This window comes from Fibrella arboris (assembly GCF_041321095.1).
Lineage (GTDB): Bacteria > Bacteroidota > Bacteroidia > Cytophagales > Spirosomataceae > Fibrella > Fibrella arboris.
On sequence record NZ_JBGGWE010000005.1, the window covers coordinates 463,257 to 477,531 of the forward strand.

Genomic DNA, 14,275 nt, shown 5'->3' on the forward strand with positions numbered 1-14,275 from the left:
TCGCCAGACGCTACAGAACGCCTGACATACAATAAAAAAGGGAGCATCAGTTAATGCTCCCTTTTTTATTGTATGTATACGAACCAGCTATGGGTTCTTCATGTCTTTGGCTTCTTTCTTGGCGGCTTTAGCGGCTTTTTTGCTGTCTTTCGCCATATCTTTTGCCATGTCATTGCCATTGGCATCAGCCTGCTGCTTCATTTTCCGAGCCTCTTTTTTGGCCATTTTTGCTTCTTTCTTAGCTGCTTTAGCAGCGTCGTCCTGAGCAAACGAAACCGACGTACCTGCAATGAGGAGCGCGGCAAACAAGATCAACTTTTTCATACTCTGAGTTTGGTTTGTTTGCCAATTAAACTACTTATACTATAGACTTGTTATTAAATTTCATTAATCCATTTCCGGCTGTCCATAAACGGCAATCCACTAAAAAGGGAAGACCGATTGGTCTTCCCTTTTTAGTGGATTGAATGAATCAAAGATGACCCTAGTTCGTAGTCATCTTCGCTTCTTTCTTCATGTGCTTGGCCTCCTTTTTCGTCTCCTTAGCAATGTTTTTGCTTACTTTATCGTCCACTTTGCCCGCTTCATGTTTCATTTTTCGGGCTTCTTTCTTGACCATTCGTGCGCTTTGCTTCGCAACTTTAACACTGTCCTGAGCAGAAGAGACTGACAGACCTGCAAAAAGCAGCGCTGCCAACAGAAGTAGCTTTTTCATTGTAGTGACCGGTTTGTTTTCACCATTAACCACCAGTTTATCCACGAGGCCGAAATTTCTTTTAAACGGCCAAACCCTGAGGAAGCGCCTTAAACCATTTCAGTCTTGAACTCCGATGTTTTATGGAACACAATGTCCGGATTGTTGTCCTGGTTCATACGCAGCATCCAGTCTGATTCGGCCAGGAATACAGGATTCTGATCTTTATCATAGCCAATCTGATTCCCCTTCAACCGGATAAACTCCGCCAGTTTGACTTTATCGTCGGACGTTATCCAGCAGGCACGGCTCGTGTTCATGTGTACCCAACGACATTTAGCTCCGTATTCATGCTCGAGCCGGTATTGGATCACTTCAAACTGAAGTTCCCCTACTGTACCCACAATCTTACGATTTCCCAGGGCCAGCGTAAACAACTGCGCCACACCCTCATCGGTAAGTTGCTGGATACCTTTCTCCAACTGCTTCGATTTCATCGGATCAAGGTTGATCAGTTCTTTGAACAGTTCCGGCGAGAAACTAGGAATACCCTGATACTGAAAATCTTCACCTTCTGTCAGCGTATCACCAATTTTGAACGTACCTGTATCGTAGAGGCCAATTACATCGCCCGGAAACCCTTCTTCAACGACGGCTTTGGCATCGGCCATGAAGCTAAACGGACTGGAGAACCGAACGTCTTTGTCGAGGCGCGTGTGGTGGTAAAACTTACCTCGTTCAAACAGGCCTGAACACACCCGCAGAAACGCGATGCGGTCGCGGTGACGTGGATCGAGATTGGCGTGGATCTTAAAGACAAAGCCACTGAATTTGGCTTCTTCGGGCTCGACAATGCGCTTGTCGGTAGGCCGGGCAATTGGTTCAGGCGATACCTGACAGAACCCATCCAGGAGTTCTTTAACCCCAAAATTATTGACCGCTGATCCGAAGAATACGGGAGCAATCATACCAGCCCGATACGCCTCTACATCAAACGGGTCATAAACCCCTTCGATCAGTTCTACATCTTCGCGCAGTTGAGCGGCATCACGGGCGCCCACTTTTTCATCGAGTAATGGCGTATCGATGTCAATAGGAAGCACGTCATCTTCCACTTTGGTTTTATTGACCCGGAAGAAATATAACTTTTTCTCGTAAAGGCTATACACCCCCTTGAAATCAGAACCCATGTTGACCGGCCACGTTAAGGGACGCACCCGGATGTTCAGCTTCTCTTCCAGTTCGTCGAGCAGGTCGAACGGGTTACGTCCCTCCCGGTCCATTTTATTCACAAAAATGATCACCGGTGTATCCCGCATCCGGCAGACTTCCATCAGTCGCTCAGTCTGTTCTTCGACCCCTTTCACGCAGTCGATCACCAGAATGACGCTATCAACCGCAGTGAGGGTACGGTAGGTGTCTTCGGCAAAATCTTTGTGACCAGGCGTATCAAGGATATTTATCTTTTTTCCGTCGTAGTCGAAGGTCATCACCGACGTAGCTACGGAGATACCCCGTTGCTTCTCGATCTCCATGAAATCGGAAGTAGCCGACTTCTTTATTTTATTGGATTTTACGGCTCCGGCGGTTTGAATAGCGCCGCCAAAAAGCAGCAGTTTTTCGGTCAGTGTGGTTTTGCCTGCATCGGGGTGGCTGATGATGGCGAACGTCCGCCGACGGGCAATTTCCTGCTCTCTGTTCATTTAGTACTTTTCTAAGAATCAGGCCACAAAGGTACAAAAAAAGGAGGGGAAAGGGAAGTAAACCATTTCTAAGCGATTACCAAAAACCAAGCCTACAACTAATCGTCCTTAAACCTTCATACAGCCTGTCAGTTTACAGAAGAAACACCCAACGCTATGAAAAAGATGACTTATGCGGCTGCTTTGCTAGCCATTACCCTGGGTACGTTCCTGTTTAGTTGTGAATCGAAAACAGAGAACAAGGCTGAAGACGTGGCCGAAGCCAAGCAGGAGGTAGTTAATGCCCAACAGGAAGGCGCCACTAAAGAGGAAGTGATGAATAAACAGGCCGATCTTGATTCGGCCCGGAAAGATTTCAAAAAAACGTGGGACGTTGACCGTGACGATATGCGGAAGGAACTCAACGCCGAACTGGAAGACATTGACGAAAAAACGGCCAAATACGAGCGCGATCTGAATTCGGCCACGGGCGCGGCGAAAACCAAACTCACAACTGCCCTGGCAACGCTCAAGAAGGAACGGGCTACCATGACTGGTTTGCTTAAAGAAATAGATCAGGTGACTGCCACTAGCTGGGACAAAACCAAAAAGGCGATTGAGACAGTGAAAGACGGCGTAGATGACCGGGTCGACGCACTGGACGCCAATTAACCGCCCGGGTATTTATCTGTTACTTTTCGGGAAGAGGGTCGTCTGACCAATCAGTACGATCAGTTGCCCTATCCCATAAGCGGATCCCCGACTTCCACAGTCGGGGATTTTTTGTGGAAATAGGTGGGTAATTAACTCCACACATTTTTAGGTCGGCTGACCATTCATCCCATTAACACCTTAACCACCCTCAATGCTAACTATCTGACAATAAGCCACTAACCGATTTAGTAAGAACCTGGCTTCTCTATTCAGATAATCTGGCATAATTATTTACCTGTATCGGCTAAACAGCAGGTATATGATGACTTCTATGAACTGGACCCCAACCCATTTCCCCGCGGCCATGCGGTCGTTAAGTCCCAGCACCCGGGCAAAAGCCATTGAATTGGCTAATCTGTTGATGGCCCGTGGCGACATGGACCGTCAGGAAGCTATTCAGGCCAGTATCCTAGAAGCCCGTCGGCAAGCCCGCGCCATGTACCCTGACACACAAAACTCGTCAGTTTACACATTCCCTCAAGCCTGATTCACAGCGAATAGATAAACGAGCAACCTTATGACCTGGAACAAGACAATATACGATACGTTAACTGGCTGTGCTGCCCTCTGCGACGAAACTGCTACTGAATCATCGCGGGCTGCAGACATTGAGAACTGGTATCGGTTCATTTTCCTGAATCTGGACTGTGCTGATCTGTGCCGTCAGGTGGCTATGCTGTACGTTCGTGGCTCAGAAAACACCCGGTTACTCGCGCAAACGTGTGTTGAAGTATGCGAAAAATGTGCTGATGAGGCCCGGCAGCTCTCAGGCGAGCGGGCTAAACAAGTCTACGCGATGTGCCAGCAAACCATTGTCAGCTGCTCGAATATCCTCAAAATGGATTCACCCCGCGAGATCGAAACAGCGGCCACAACGACACCAGCGTCTTTGTTCTACGGAATAGACCTGCGTGACGCCCTGTATAATTAAACTCGATGCGTAAGCAGTGAGTAAGCCCTCAATAACCGCCTGATCACTGCTTACGCAATACATTGTCATACAGCGGTTCGCCGCAGGGTTTCAGTTTACCGTTTTTAGTTGATACGCGTTCAGCTACCTGCTTTATATGGCAGCAACACTGAAAACGGTAAACTGAAGACAGTAAACTTTTTTATTTCTCAACACTATGGAAACGCAACAGCAGAAAAACACGGGCCTGGAAAAGATCAAGGATTTGGTTGAAGACATTCGCATTGCCATGATGACCACGCTTGATGAACAGGGGAACCTGGTGAGTCGGCCGATGGCCTGCATGCAGATGGACGCCGAGGGCACACTCTGGTTCTTCACAAAAAAATCATCGCCCAAGGTCGATCAGGTGACCCAACACGACCATAAAGTGAACCTCAGCTTCGCCAATGCGTCTGACGCTGACTTTGTCTCTATTTCGGGTTCGGCCGAAGAACTGGACGATCGTGGCAAAATCAATGCGTTGTGGTCCGATATGGCCAAGCCCTGGTTCCCCGACGGAAAAGACGATCCGCAGCTAACGTTATTAAAAGTGCATGTCGAAATGGCCGAGTATTGGGATTCAACTGATAGTCGCCTTGTACGCCTGTTCGAGATGGCCCGCGCCGCCGTCACCGGTGACACCTACAAAGAGGGCGAAAATGTGAAAGTGATCAACTAGCTGATTTGCCATTTGGGGTTTCTAGTTTGGCGTTGCCCTGTTGTTAACCAATACCTGACAAAGTAGCGCAACGTCAGACTTAAACCAGATTCTATTTTATGATTGTCCGCCTCGTCGATGTTGGCTGGGAAATAATACACCAGCCCGCCCACGGTCTTCTTGCTTTTCAGCTAGCCATGCATTGGCATCCTGATAAACGGCCCCAGCATTGGCCCGAGACGCTTATCGCCCTGACAGAGCACGATGATGGCCAGCAACCCTACCAAGATCGTAACCACCTGACAGAGGCCGGGGCACCACTGCATTTTCAGGTGCTGGAGTTTACGACTGACCAGGCCAGGCGCATGATCGAAGTGGCCCTGCAAAAAAGCCGCTGGAATGCCCTGATGGTCTCGATGCATGCAAGTTTTCTGTACGAAGAAAAACGCGGCCAGTCGGCTGAACTGGATTCGTTTTTGGATCAGCAAAAAGAAAATCAGCAGTCGTGGCGGCGTGAGTACAAGGCCTCTAAAGCAGCTACCCAGTACGCTTATGACTTTGTGCAGTGGTGCGACGCCTTTTCGCTCATTCTGTGCATGAATCAGGTGCCGCCCGAAGGCCGCAGGCTCGAGATCAGTATAGGCCCCGATAAGGAGCACTATTACGTTTTTCAACGCACCGATGGCACTCTGAGTGTTGACCCCTGGCCATACAACGTACCTGCGTTCTCGGTACAGGTCGAGTTCAATACGCTGGCGCAACTGCAATTTGCCAGCGACCACGAGCTATACAATGCCCTCCAGCAGGCACCCGTTCAGGTACGTACCTGGACAATAGCGAAAGAGTGATGGGTGAAAGAGTGAAAGTTGTTCCCACAAGGACTGTCTACTGCTTGAGCAACTTTCACTCTTTCACCCATTAGCTATTTCTGCTGCCGAAAATGGCGCTGCCTACACGGACCATCGTGCTGCCTTCGTCCACAGCGATCAGGTAGTCGCTGCTCATGCCCATCGACAGCTCCGTGAGCACTACGTTGGGGCGTTCAATAGACCGGACTGCGTCAAACAGTTGTTTCAGACCTTTAAATTCCTGTCTAATCTGCGCCTCGTCGGGAGTATTAGTCGCAATGCCCATCAGGCCGATTAGACGAACATTCAGCAGGTTGTCCAGCTCCGGCGATTGCAGCAGGTCTATTACCTCTTCGGGCAACAGGCCAAATTTTGTTTCTTCATCGGCAATGTACACCTGCAGCAGGCAGTCGATAACCCGGTCATTTTTACGTGCCTGCCGGTCAATCTCTTCCAGCAGTTTCAGGCTATCGACCGATTCGATCAGGCTGACGAAGGGAGCTATGTATTTTACTTTGTTCGTTTGCAGATGACCGATCTGGTGCCATTGTACATCGGCGGGCAATTGTGGTTGTTTTTCGGCCATTTCCTGAACCCTGTTCTCACCAAAACGCCGACAGCCCGCCCGGTAAGCTTCCTGTAGCATAGCCACTGGTTTGGTTTTCGTGACAGCCACCAGGGCCGCCCGCCCAGCCAGTTGCTGGTCAATTTGATGAATAGCTGCTTCAATTGTCATACTAAATAGCCTTGGCGTAACTACCGTTGGGGAAGATTGTGCAAAGATAGGTTTGAGTTTCGTGGAGAATACCGTAGTTTTTCCGCCGCAAACCGGTGAATTCGGCCAGAACTATACAAATTGCCGACGACCTGCCGTTTCCACTCTAACCGCATCACCCTGTATCCTGACTATGGAACAACGACCCGAAAAACGAAACGATAACAGTAGCCGTAGTTTTTTAATTATCGCCCTTTTGGCACTGGCTGCCTTAAACGTATTGCTGCTGTATTTCTGGTACCAGGAAAAAGAAAACAACAAGACTAAAGACGCCACCATTGCCGCTAAAACCGAAGAGGTGTTGGTGACGAAAATGAAACTCGATTCGATCTCAGCCCAGCTCGATGCGAAAATCGCTGAAATACAGCAGCTTGGCGGCAGTGTTGATTCGCTGTTGAAAGTGAAGGAACAGATCGAGAAAGACAAAATCAGGATTCGGGATGTAAACAATTTTGATGCCCGTGCTTTCAACCAGAAAATCAGTCGGTACGAAAGTCTGCTTGTTGAGAAAGACGAGGAAATTGCCCGACTGCGAGAGGAGAACGGCATCCTGACCGAACAGAACACCGCCCTTAATTCAGAAAACACTAACCTGCGATCCGAAAAGCAGGAGTTGTCAGACACAGTTGTTAGTTATGCGTCGAAAGCCCGGGAAGTACAGGCCCGAAATCGAGAGCTGAGCGATAAGGTGAGTGTTGCAGCCGCCCTTCATGCCGACGATATTGCCGTTACGGCCCTGAACACAAAGGGTAAAGAGCAGGACGGCGGCAGCTACAAAGCGAAACGGCTGGATAAAATCAAGATATCGTTCAAACTCAGCCCGAACCCGTTGACCCAACAAAATGCCAAAGACATTTACCTGCGCATTCTCGATCCAAGCGGAGCCGTTATTTCCGACATGGCTACAGGCTCGGGCGAGTTCACATATGCCAACAAGGAGATGATCTATACGGCGATGCAACGTATTGATTACAACAATACGGGCCAGCAAATTTCATTTGTATACGGCCGGGGCGGTCAGCGTTTCAACGAGGGTCGGCACACCATCGAAATCTATTCCGAGGGCTTCCGCATTGGCCAGGGTGAATTCACGGTGAAGTAAGTTTCAAGGTACAGGTTTCAAGTTTCAAGTTTCAAGTTTCAAGTTTCAAGTTTCAAGTTTCAAGGGCTCCGCTGATCCATCACATTGTAGATCAGCGGAGCCCTTGAAACCTGAAACCTGTACCTTGAAACTTACTTTCTTTTTTCCTACCTTTGCGGCCTCATTTCAAATCAAATAAGTTAAATCATGTTCCAAAAGAACTACGAAACGGTGTTCATCCTGACTCCCGTTTTATCTGAAACTCAGATAAAGGACGCCGTTGACAAGTATCGGACGCTGCTGACAAGCAACGGGGCCGAACTTGTGCATGAGTACAGCATGGGTTTGCGTAAACTGGCTTACCCCATCAAGAACAAGAACACGGGTTATTATCAGGTGTTCGAGTTTAAGTGTGATCCGTCGCTGATCGAGAAACTCAACATCGAGTATCTACGTGACGAGCGCGTGATTCGTGACCTCACGACGGTGTTGGACAAACATGCCGTTGAGTACAACGACCGTAAGAAAAACGGCCTGGTGGGTAAGAAGAAACAAGAAACAGCAGACGCCCGGTAACCGGCACGAAACAACCATGAGCTTACAGAACGAAGCAATGAACAGCGGCGAAGTCCGCAAGAAATACTGCCGCTTCAAGAAAGCCGGCATCAAGTATATCGATTATAAAGATCCCAATTTCCTACTGAAGTTGTTGAACGACCAGGGTCGCATTCTACCCCGGCGTATCACCGGCACTAGCCTGAAATATCAGCGCAAAGTAGGTCAGGCCGTGAAACGTGCCCGCCACCTTGCCCTGCTTCCTTTCGTAGCCGATTCACTTAAATAGCGTTTACAGTTTGCTGTTTGCTGTTGCGCTGCGTAGTCAACGTAACGTACCTACGCAACGCAACAGTAAACAGCAAACTGTAAACAGTAAACTCTTTATAGACATGGAAATCATTCTCAAAACCGATATAACCGGCGTTGGGTATAAAAACGACATTGTCACGGTGAAGCCGGGCTATGGTCGTAACTACCTGATTCCACAGGGCTTTGCTGTTATGGCAACCCCTTCTAATAAAAAAGTAGTTGCCGAAAACGTACGGCAGGCTGCTCACAAAGTGGAAAAGATCAAAAACGACGCGCTCGCTCTGGCAGAGCAAATCGGTGATATGACTCTGACGCTGGTAGCTAAAGCAGGCGAAAGCGGAAAAATCTTTGGTCGGGTAACCAACACGCAAATCGCTGATGCCCTGCGTGAAAAAGGCTTTGATATTGACCGGAAAAAAATCACGATCGAAGACGTGAAGACGCTGGGCGAATACAAAGCAACGCTGGATCTGCATAAAGAAGTGAAACACCAGGTTACAGTTGATGTAGTTGGTGAAACGGTTGTACAGGCCTAGTATGAACCAGCTTCTCGTAAGTTAGTGTAACAGAAAACGGACTCATCGGGTCCGTTTTTTTATTGGTTCTTATATGCTCTTCCGAACCGAATTAACCCCCGAACGCCTGCCTGCTCAGCTTAAGCTGACCGATCAGATTGTTACGATCGGGTCGTGCTTCGCCGATGTTATGGGCAAAAAGCTACTCGCCAATAAGTTGGTGGTGCTGAACAATCCGCTGGGTACGTTATTTAATCCGTTCTCGATCAGCAAGTTACTAAGGCTCGCCCTGACGGGCGGTGAACCGGATGAAGCGCTGTTTGTACAGCGCGACGAGCTCTGGTTTCATTATGATTTTCATTCTTCGCTTTGGGGGCAGTCAAAAGCAGCGCTTACCGCTTTACTTCAGGTACGTTTGCGCGAAGTTGGCGATGCCCTGCGGCAGGCAAGCTGGCTGTTTATCACGCTCGGTTCAGCAGTAGTGTATCAGCATCAGGCCACAGAGCAGGTGGTGGCCAACTGCCATAAAATGCCAGGTACGTTGTTCACAAAATACCTAAGCCGTATTGAGCCTGTCCGAACTACTTTATCGCAGGTCTTTCAGTTGCTGAATGAGCACAATCCACGCCTGAACATTATTCTGACCGTTAGCCCGATACGTCACATCCGTGATGGGTTAACACTGAACTCGGCCAGTAAAGCCCTCCTTAGAACGGTCTGCGCCGACTTGTCGGGCGAATCCATGGCACAGGCAAACCGGCCAGCTACCTTGTCTGGGGTGTACTATTTCCCGGCTTATGAACTGGTACAAGATGATCTCCGCGATTATCGATTCTACGAAGCTGACCTGATTCACCCGAATGCGCTGGCTCACGATTACGTATTCGATAAGTTTGCCGCCAGCGCCTTTACACCCGACCTTTGTGCTTTCATTAAGCAATGGGGGTCTATTCAACGGGCGCTGGCTCATCGGCCGCTACATGGTATAAATGAGGCTCATAAACAGTTTCTACAGAAGTTAATCGGGCAACTCGACCAATTGCCCGCCTCGATTGACACGTCGACCGAACGCGCCGATATTCAAAATCGTTTACTATAAAAATAGTTTACCGTTTACTGTTTGCTGTTTTCAGTTGCGCCGCCAGCAACCAACTGTGTTCCCTGGCGGCGCAACTGAAAACAGCAAACAGTAAACGGTAAACTTCTTCAGAAATGTCCAGTTATAAACTCACCGAACAAACTGTACTGGCCGCACTGGGCCATGTAGAAGAGCCTGACCTGAAACGCGATATTGTCTCGCTGGGCATGGTCAAAGACATCAAATTAGGTGTTGATTCGGTTCGCTTCACGATTGTTCTCACGACGCCCGCCTGCCCGCTCAAAGAGCTGATCCGGCAGCGTTGCGAAGATGCCATTCACGGCCATATTGGCTCGGAAATAGCCGTTCAGGTAGACATGACGGCCAATGTAACGTCGACTCGCAACGATGCGCCATTGCTTCCCGGCGTGAAAAATATCATTGCCGTCGCTTCGGGTAAAGGGGGTGTCGGTAAATCAACGATAACGGCAAATCTGGCCATTGCCCTGCATAAATCAGGGGCGAAGGTGGGCATTATCGACGCCGATATTTACGGACCGTCGATTCCGGTCATGTTCGGCGCGGAAGATATGCAACCGCAAATTATCCAGATCAACGGGCAGAACCGCCTGCAGCCCATTCAGCAGTTCGGCATCAAATTAATGTCGATTGGTTTTCTGGTTCCGCCCGACCAGGCCATGCTTTGGCGGGGTCCGGTTGCCAGTCGGGCGTTGCAGCAGTTCTTTTCCGACACGGAATGGGGTGAGCTCGACTACCTGTTGATCGACCTTCCGCCCGGCACGGGCGATATCCATTTATCGCTGGTGCAGACGGTGCCCGTAACCGGGGCTATCATTGTGACTACACCCCAGAAAGTAGCCATTGCCGACGCCATTAAGGGGCTCGCTATGTTCAAACAGCCCCAGATTAACGTGCCTGTGCTGGGGATCGTGGAGAATATGGCCTATTTCACACCCGCCGAACTCCCCAACAACCGGTACTATATTTTTGGGTCCGGGGGTGCCGCTATGTTGTCAGAGAAATTCGACGTGCCGGTACTGGGGCAGGTACCCCTGGTGCAAAGCATCCGCGAAGCGGGCGATGATGGAAAACCCGCGCTGGTTTCAGCCGATGGCCCATCGGCTGAAGCATTCAACGGTGCCGCTGAGGCGTTGGCTCGCCGGGTAGCTATTCGTAATGCCACGCAGGACGAAACGAAACGAGTCGAGTTTACCCGGGTATAATGCCTGAATTGTACTATATTTACGAATAAGACATTGATTTTATACAAATGGTCGTAGACAACGTAAATCCTCTGATTGCCCGTGTTGACAAAGCACTCGACAGTATGCGGCCTTACCTGGCGGCTGACGGTGGTAATGTTAAAGTAGTTGACGTCAGCGACGAAGGCGTTGTTCGTATTGAGCTGATGGGCTCTTGTGGCAGTTGCCCTATGTCGGCAATGACCTTCAAAGGCGGTCTGGAAGAAGCTATCCTGAAGGCAGTGCCAGAAATCAGTCGTGTAGAAGCGGTGAATCTGACGCCTTTGCCTTAACGTACTGTACCTGAAGTATCGTATAAAAAGCGGTCTGGTTGTGTGCCAGACCGCTTTTATTGTGTATAGCCAGCCGATTGCCTATAACACCAGGGCAGGTAACCAGAATACAGCATCGCCAATGAATCGGTAGCGGTTTCTTCGCAGAAAATAGGTTGGGTAGCGTTGCATGGCATAAAGGGTCATACTCATAATACCGAGCATGATGCTGGCACGTTGCGAGAAACGTGCCCCGCCACCCGAATCGTCGGCCGTAAAACATACGGCAAAGGCACCAGCTACAATAGCAAACGTAAGCCAGCGAAGGATCGTGTCGCACCGGCTAAGTCCCCAGACAGTGGCCAGCGAGACAGAATCAGCCCGGCCAGACGCATCTTTCTGCTCGAAGACGGAGAATAGCAGCAGATTTTGGAAAGCGATGCCTAAAAACAGTACGCTTTGCACGTTGAAAGGCCAGCCAATGGCTTCCCGCTGCACCCAGACAGACCCCCATACACCGGCCGTAAACAGAATGGCCACCAGCGGCTCTTTAGCTACCAGCGCCGGGTGCCGGTCCCGGAGTTGATACACCGCCAGCACATAGGCTATGCAGGCAACGCCCAGTATGGCCCCAAAACGAACGACTGGTGCGGGCAGAAAAAAGACGAGGATGGCCCCAATGGCACCCAGCCCCCCAACAACTCCCCACAGCAAATCAGCGTTCTCGGCGTGAAACCGGTGGCGTGATGTGAGCGGAGCCGTAGCCTGACGAACATCCAGGAGTCGGTCGGCTGTGTAAATCATCCAGACAACAATGCCCAGCAGAGGCGTGGTGGCCCAATGTACCGGATCAACGTCGGAGAGGCGCACAGCCAGCTTATTCGATAAAACGGCTCCCACCACAACGGGGAGGCTCAGGTAAATAGCAGGACGAAACATAGACAGGGATAGCCCGGTGTTCTCAGATATTAAACGCCGACTGGTAACCAGGGCTCTTTACGGTTTACTACCTCAATGGTATCACCAACCTGTAGCAACTGGTTTACACTCGTTAGAGCAGGCAGGAAGTTTTCGCCAAACAAAATTTTGTTGTCCCGGCTGCGGTAGGTCGCCAGCGTTCGCAGCGGTTCTTTTCCCCGATTACCAGTGGCCGGGTCGATAGTGGTCAGCACACACCGTACGCAGGGCTTCACGCCATAGAGCGTGGCTTCGCCCAGTTTAACCGTTGCCCAGGTATCCTCGTCGTGTGGCCAGCACAGCCCGTCAACGATTAAGTTTGGTCGGAAACGGGCCATCGACAGCGGTGCGTCGACGGTTGTGGCTACCCGCCGATTCAGTTCATTCAACGATGCCTGCGTGATGAGTAATACGGGAAACCCATCGGCAAAGCTGACGATCGGATCGGCTACCTCATCGCGCCGGACATGGCGGGAGGTAATCGTACGGCGAGTTGTGTCTGGCATATACACAAGTCGGCAGGTTTTTCCGATTATCCGGCTAAACCAGGCATCGGCGTCGACACTGACCAACTGTGCAGGTACGTCCTCGCTGTCCCAGATGCTTACGCTGATGGGATTGTCATCGACAGAGGGCACCAATGGCAGGGTAAGCACATCGTCGGGAAAGTGCCGATGCCAGACGGTGAGCGTGTTTTCAGGTACGTTGATGGCTGTATCGATCAACGCCATTGGGTGTACCGTTCGCTGGGTAATGAACGTGCCCCTCCGGTCCGCTGCCTGCCGAATCGGCGCGTCGAAGTCACCGGCTGGTTCAACGAGCATATACCGGCGATCATACTGCAGCCCGGCAGCATCTATCCGGGCGTCGGACACCGTTACACCGCCCAGCGATTTGATCGGATAAATAATGATTTGTTTAAGCGAAAGAGACATAGCGAACGGGTTTGGTCATTCCTGCCGATTGAACACATACTCAACTTAACTGATTGCCGCCCGGCGACGTTGGTAAGCGGTCACCGCTACCTCGCCCAGGACACGCAGCGCCAATGGCGACTGGTCGGTGAATGACCCGCCGTAGATCATCCGGTCGGTTTCGCGCAGGGCATCAGTCAGCCGGTCGTCTCCAATTCGATCGGCAATTTCGCTACTGGTTAGTGAGGTATATGGCTTTTTTTCGAGTCGCTCCAAATATTTTTTCCAGTTGACAATAGCCTGGTTTGTCGTATCGCCGGTTGACTCTGGCCCCAGGTTGCGGGTAAGTTGGTTATAGCCAGTCATAAACCGGTTGTGATACCGGGTAAGCAGATACTGTTGCCACCGCCGCCGCAGGAGCGCCCCAAACAGAATGTATATCGCGCCGGCTATTACCCCGAGTGCCCCTACAGCGATGGTCAGATAGGCATAATTGAACTCTTGCGGCAAAGGCGTTAGCACCGTATCAGGAGCCAGTTGCAGGGTATCCGGCCGGCTTGTGGCCAATGCAGTCGACTGCAAAAAAACTGTATCAGGCGCTGACAGTATTGCCGTACAGTCGGCGCCATTGGCCATGTAAATGGGCACCTGCAATACCCGCCCCCGACTCACTTCAAAGGAAACGAGCGTGTAAACGGCGCTATCGACGCTGACATTGTCAGTGGTTTTGGTGGGATACACCGTCACGTTTTTCACCAGGAATGGCGCAAACTGACGGGCGGTATCCGGGTAAAATACATCCTGTGCCGCGCTGTGCCGTACCGTCAGCGCGTAGCGGAACGGTCGGCCTACTTCGATGGTATCATCAATAAACTGCCCAACGGGCTGGGCTACCGAACAGTGCGCAAGGCATACCAGACACTGAACAGGAAACCATAGCGAAAACAAACAGGCACGGCCTGTACGCCTCACCCGTGCCCTGGTCAATACAGCCAATCGACTATGC

General features: G+C 50.6%; 19 protein-coding genes. 12 read left to right on the forward strand and 7 right to left on the reverse strand.

Annotation, left to right across the window (positions count from 1 at the left end; genetic code table 11):
- Nucleotides 1-87: 87 nt before the first annotated feature.
- The 3 genes from ACAW75_RS11735 to ACAW75_RS11745 form a co-directional block, all read right to left on the reverse strand.
- Nucleotides 88-324 carry a hypothetical protein gene (locus ACAW75_RS11735; RefSeq protein WP_370728904.1) on the reverse strand — a complete coding sequence of 79 codons (237 nt, stop codon included), beginning with the start codon at nucleotides 322-324 and terminating at the stop codon, nucleotides 88-90.
- 160 nt (nucleotides 325-484) lie between these two features.
- Complete coding sequence (locus ACAW75_RS11740) at nucleotides 485-715, reverse strand: hypothetical protein (RefSeq protein WP_370728905.1); 231 nt, start codon at nucleotides 713-715, stop codon at nucleotides 485-487.
- An 89-nt stretch (nucleotides 716-804) separates the two neighbouring features.
- Entirely contained in the window at nucleotides 805-2,397 is a 1,593-nt protein-coding gene (locus ACAW75_RS11745; RefSeq protein ID WP_370728906.1) for a peptide chain release factor 3, read from the reverse strand.
- 156 nt (nucleotides 2,398-2,553) lie between these two features.
- On the opposite strand from ACAW75_RS11745, the gene ACAW75_RS11750 reads away from it, so the two are divergent.
- From ACAW75_RS11750 to ACAW75_RS11770, 5 genes are all read left to right on the forward strand, one after another.
- Nucleotides 2,554-3,048, forward strand: a complete 495-nt coding sequence (locus ACAW75_RS11750) for a hypothetical protein (protein WP_370728907.1) — start codon at nucleotides 2,554-2,556, stop codon at nucleotides 3,046-3,048.
- A gap of 301 nt (nucleotides 3,049-3,349) precedes the next feature.
- Nucleotides 3,350-3,577: a hypothetical protein gene (locus ACAW75_RS11755; protein ID WP_370728908.1), complete on the forward strand. Its 228-nt coding sequence runs from the start codon at nucleotides 3,350-3,352 to the stop codon at nucleotides 3,575-3,577.
- Nucleotides 3,578-3,607: 30 nt separating this feature from the next.
- Complete coding sequence (locus tag ACAW75_RS11760; RefSeq protein ID WP_370728909.1) at nucleotides 3,608-4,021, forward strand: four-helix bundle copper-binding protein; 414 nt, start codon at nucleotides 3,608-3,610, stop codon at nucleotides 4,019-4,021.
- A gap of 196 nt (nucleotides 4,022-4,217) precedes the next feature.
- Complete coding sequence (locus ACAW75_RS11765; RefSeq protein WP_370728910.1) at nucleotides 4,218-4,721, forward strand: pyridoxamine 5'-phosphate oxidase family protein; 504 nt, start codon at nucleotides 4,218-4,220, stop codon at nucleotides 4,719-4,721.
- 98 nt (nucleotides 4,722-4,819) lie between these two features.
- Entirely contained in the window at nucleotides 4,820-5,548 is a 729-nt protein-coding gene (locus tag ACAW75_RS11770) for a DUF3891 family protein (protein WP_370728911.1), read from the forward strand.
- A 70-nt stretch (nucleotides 5,549-5,618) separates the two neighbouring features.
- Here ACAW75_RS11770 and ACAW75_RS11775 read toward each other — a convergent pair whose 3' ends face one another.
- A complete protein-coding gene (locus ACAW75_RS11775) occupies nucleotides 5,619-6,284 on the reverse strand; it encodes a YggS family pyridoxal phosphate-dependent enzyme (RefSeq protein ID WP_370728912.1) in 666 nt (221 codons plus the stop codon).
- 172 nt (nucleotides 6,285-6,456) lie between these two features.
- Here ACAW75_RS11775 and ACAW75_RS11780 point away from each other — a divergent pair, with 172 nt between their 5' ends.
- The 7 genes from ACAW75_RS11780 (at nucleotide 6,457) to ACAW75_RS11810 (ending at nucleotide 11,419) form a co-directional block, all read left to right on the forward strand.
- Nucleotides 6,457-7,425, forward strand: a complete 969-nt coding sequence (locus ACAW75_RS11780) for a DUF8428 domain-containing protein (protein WP_370728913.1) — start codon at nucleotides 6,457-6,459, stop codon at nucleotides 7,423-7,425.
- Nucleotides 7,426-7,611: 186 nt separating this feature from the next.
- Nucleotides 7,612-7,980: a 30S ribosomal protein S6 gene (rpsF, locus tag ACAW75_RS11785; protein WP_370728914.1), complete on the forward strand. Its 369-nt coding sequence runs from the start codon at nucleotides 7,612-7,614 to the stop codon at nucleotides 7,978-7,980.
- Between the two features lie 16 nt (nucleotides 7,981-7,996).
- On the forward strand, nucleotides 7,997-8,248 hold the full coding sequence (gene rpsR, locus ACAW75_RS11790) for a 30S ribosomal protein S18 (protein ID WP_085412948.1): 252 nt from the start codon (nucleotides 7,997-7,999) through the stop codon (nucleotides 8,246-8,248).
- 103 nt (nucleotides 8,249-8,351) lie between these two features.
- Entirely contained in the window at nucleotides 8,352-8,807 is a 456-nt protein-coding gene (gene rplI / locus ACAW75_RS11795; protein ID WP_370728915.1) for a 50S ribosomal protein L9, read from the forward strand.
- A 73-nt stretch (nucleotides 8,808-8,880) separates the two neighbouring features.
- Complete coding sequence (locus tag ACAW75_RS11800) at nucleotides 8,881-9,885, forward strand: GSCFA domain-containing protein (RefSeq protein WP_370728916.1); 1,005 nt, start codon at nucleotides 8,881-8,883, stop codon at nucleotides 9,883-9,885.
- A gap of 113 nt (nucleotides 9,886-9,998) precedes the next feature.
- Nucleotides 9,999-11,108: an Mrp/NBP35 family ATP-binding protein gene (locus tag ACAW75_RS11805; protein WP_370728917.1), complete on the forward strand. Its 1,110-nt coding sequence runs from the start codon at nucleotides 9,999-10,001 to the stop codon at nucleotides 11,106-11,108.
- Nucleotides 11,109-11,149: 41 nt separating this feature from the next.
- Nucleotides 11,150-11,419 (forward strand): NifU family protein, encoded by a 270-nt coding sequence (locus tag ACAW75_RS11810; RefSeq protein ID WP_370728969.1) that lies wholly within the window; start codon nucleotides 11,150-11,152, stop codon nucleotides 11,417-11,419.
- 81 nt (nucleotides 11,420-11,500) lie between these two features.
- On the opposite strand, the gene ACAW75_RS11815 is transcribed toward ACAW75_RS11810, so the two are convergent.
- From ACAW75_RS11815 to ACAW75_RS11825, 3 genes are read right to left on the reverse strand one after another with little or no spacing between them, the layout of a single operon-like run.
- Complete coding sequence (locus ACAW75_RS11815; RefSeq protein ID WP_370728918.1) at nucleotides 11,501-12,337, reverse strand: hypothetical protein; 837 nt, start codon at nucleotides 12,335-12,337, stop codon at nucleotides 11,501-11,503.
- A 29-nt stretch (nucleotides 12,338-12,366) separates the two neighbouring features.
- Nucleotides 12,367-13,290 (reverse strand): MOSC domain-containing protein, encoded by a 924-nt coding sequence (locus ACAW75_RS11820; RefSeq protein ID WP_370728919.1) that lies wholly within the window; start codon nucleotides 13,288-13,290, stop codon nucleotides 12,367-12,369.
- A gap of 45 nt (nucleotides 13,291-13,335) precedes the next feature.
- A complete protein-coding gene (locus ACAW75_RS11825; protein WP_370728920.1) occupies nucleotides 13,336-14,217 on the reverse strand; it encodes a hypothetical protein in 882 nt (293 codons plus the stop codon).
- Nucleotides 14,218-14,275 lie beyond the last annotated feature (58 nt).

Excerpts from the sequence above, each read along its gene's own strand:
- ACAW75_RS11805 (WP_370728917.1), top strand. The coding sequence starts at position 9,999 with ATGTCCAGTTATAAACTCACCGAACAAACTGTACTGGCCGCACTGGGC.
- ACAW75_RS11765 (WP_370728910.1), top strand. The coding sequence starts at position 4,218 with ATGGAAACGCAACAGCAGAAAAACACGGGCCTGGAAAAGATCAAGGAT.
- ACAW75_RS11740 (WP_370728905.1), bottom strand. The coding sequence starts at position 715 with ATGAAAAAGCTACTTCTGTTGGCAGCGCTGCTTTTTGCAGGTCTGTCA.
- ACAW75_RS11755 (WP_370728908.1), top strand. The coding sequence starts at position 3,350 with ATGATGACTTCTATGAACTGGACCCCAACCCATTTCCCCGCGGCCATG.
- ACAW75_RS11760 (WP_370728909.1), top strand. The coding sequence starts at position 3,608 with ATGACCTGGAACAAGACAATATACGATACGTTAACTGGCTGTGCTGCC.
- rpsR (WP_085412948.1), top strand. The coding sequence starts at position 7,997 with ATGAGCTTACAGAACGAAGCAATGAACAGCGGCGAAGTCCGCAAGAAA.
- ACAW75_RS11775 (WP_370728912.1), bottom strand. The coding sequence starts at position 6,284 with ATGACAATTGAAGCAGCTATTCATCAAATTGACCAGCAACTGGCTGGG.
- rpsF (WP_370728914.1), top strand. The coding sequence starts at position 7,612 with ATGTTCCAAAAGAACTACGAAACGGTGTTCATCCTGACTCCCGTTTTA.
- ACAW75_RS11820 (WP_370728919.1), bottom strand. The coding sequence starts at position 13,290 with ATGTCTCTTTCGCTTAAACAAATCATTATTTATCCGATCAAATCGCTG.
- ACAW75_RS11780 (WP_370728913.1), top strand. The coding sequence starts at position 6,457 with ATGGAACAACGACCCGAAAAACGAAACGATAACAGTAGCCGTAGTTTT.
- ACAW75_RS11750 (WP_370728907.1), top strand. The coding sequence starts at position 2,554 with ATGAAAAAGATGACTTATGCGGCTGCTTTGCTAGCCATTACCCTGGGT.
- ACAW75_RS11745 (WP_370728906.1), bottom strand. The coding sequence starts at position 2,397 with ATGAACAGAGAGCAGGAAATTGCCCGTCGGCGGACGTTCGCCATCATC.
- ACAW75_RS11815 (WP_370728918.1), bottom strand. The coding sequence starts at position 12,337 with ATGTTTCGTCCTGCTATTTACCTGAGCCTCCCCGTTGTGGTGGGAGCC.
- ACAW75_RS11770 (WP_370728911.1), top strand. The coding sequence starts at position 4,820 with ATGATTGTCCGCCTCGTCGATGTTGGCTGGGAAATAATACACCAGCCC.
- rplI (WP_370728915.1), top strand. The coding sequence starts at position 8,352 with ATGGAAATCATTCTCAAAACCGATATAACCGGCGTTGGGTATAAAAAC.
- ACAW75_RS11800 (WP_370728916.1), top strand. The coding sequence starts at position 8,881 with ATGCTCTTCCGAACCGAATTAACCCCCGAACGCCTGCCTGCTCAGCTT.
- ACAW75_RS11735 (WP_370728904.1), bottom strand. The coding sequence starts at position 324 with ATGAAAAAGTTGATCTTGTTTGCCGCGCTCCTCATTGCAGGTACGTCG.